The organism is Falsiporphyromonas endometrii, assembly GCF_042654485.1.
Lineage (GTDB): Bacteria > Bacteroidota > Bacteroidia > Bacteroidales > Porphyromonadaceae > Porphyromonas > Porphyromonas endometrii.
The window spans coordinates 1-1,650 of the sequence record NZ_JBHSGO010000074.1 but is presented as its reverse complement, the minus strand read 5'-3'; the positions used below and the strand labels follow the sequence as shown (position 1 = coordinate 1,650).

Sequence of the window (1,650 nt, the reverse complement as noted above, 5' to 3'; positions counted from 1 at the left end):
TCTTCATGCTTAACCATTCGTTTTGACAACATTTCAATGATCTCTTTAGTGTTTTCGAACCGACTTTTGTCAGTTCTATTGTTTAACTTTTAATTTTTCGGTAAAAATTTACCGAAGTATTGATTAAATGAATGTTTAATTTAATAGTCAATATTACTATGACAAAGGACAATTCTTTTGATAGCAGCATGAATAAATTTGAAGATCAATCCGACACTTACAGCCGGTACAACCGAGATACTGCCTATCGTTATCAAAATGAGGAAGACTTCAACTCAAATAATGACTTTTGCACACATTGCTACTATGACATACATGACACATTAGGAAAACAGGCAAAAAAGCTCATGAAAACCGTAGGGATAGGTACTATGGTAGGTTCAGCTATTGCATATATTGGTGGCAATAAGGTATTGGCTGCAAAGCTTGCAGCTGTAGCTGCTGGCTCACTGTATGGATATAAAAAGCTATGTGACCATACACTTGATAACTCAGATAACCACGAACATCCTTTTGTAATCCACTAATCAAATTCAAAAACATGGCAAGAGATAGATTTAACAAATACCTCTGGATATTGAGTCAAATATATGAATCCGAAAGAATTACCTTTGAAGAGATAAATAGAAGATGGCTTATTAGCCCACTCAACGATAGCGGAAGAGACCTCTCAAAGCGTACTTTTATCAATCATCGCAAAGAGATCGAATCTATATTCGACATTACAATTTCATGCGATTCGAGAGACGGACATAAATACTACATTGAAGATAGGGATACACTTGACAAAGACCATCTCAAATCTTGGATGCTCAGTACATTCTCATTGAGTAGCATATTGCTTGATGCAAAGTCTCTCAACAACCGTATTATTTCAGAAAGAATACCTAAAGGCAACAACTTCCTTATCCTCATTATTGAAGCGATGAAAGAGAATAAATGCCTTATGATGGAGTACAAATCATTTTACAAAGAGGCTTCCAACAAAGTTGCCATAGAGCCATACTTTATCAAATCGTACAAACAGAGATGGTATCTCGTTGCAAAATTTATGGACGATGAAGCAAAACCTCTCAGAATTTATGCTTTCGATCGAATTATAGCTCTTGAAAAGCTCAATGATGTATTCGAAATGGATACAAAAATAACAGCAAAAGAGTACTTCAAAGATTCGTTTGGAATAGAAGTCAATGAAGACGATTATGGAGTAGACGATATCAAGATCAAGGTATATAACAACCATTATAAATCGGACTATTTCAGGACTCTTCCGCTTCACCACACTCAAAGGGAAACTAAGAAGTGCAAAGAGTATTCAATCTTCGAGTACCATCTTCAACCGTCTATAGACTTTATGCAGGAGATATTTTCGCATGGAGCAGAAGTAGAAATTCTCTCTCCCGACTATTTGAGAAAATATGCCAAGGAAGAGCTATCCAAAACACTAGAAAGATACAAAAAGGATAAATCAAACGATATTGGATAAATGTAACAATACAAATAAACTTAATAACCAAAGGAGGCGATACTGTCCCGAAAAAGTGTGTAAGACTCAAGACTGTTATCTTTGAAAAAAACAAAATAAAACGATAAACCGTATGAATCTTACACGAGTACAAATTAAAGAAATTATTTCGAATTGTCTGTCAG

General features: G+C 35.0%; 2 protein-coding genes. Both read left to right on the top strand.

Annotated elements, in window-relative coordinates; translation table 11 throughout:
- Positions 1-158: 158 nt before the first annotated feature.
- Positions 159-527, top strand: coding sequence for a hypothetical protein (locus ACFO3G_RS03300; protein ID WP_380077966.1), 369 nt, complete (start codon positions 159-161; stop codon positions 525-527).
- A gap of 14 nt (positions 528-541) precedes the next feature.
- A complete protein-coding gene (locus tag ACFO3G_RS03295) occupies positions 542-1,486 on the top strand; it encodes a helix-turn-helix transcriptional regulator (protein ID WP_380077964.1) in 945 nt (314 codons plus the stop codon).
- Positions 1,487-1,650 lie beyond the last annotated feature (164 nt).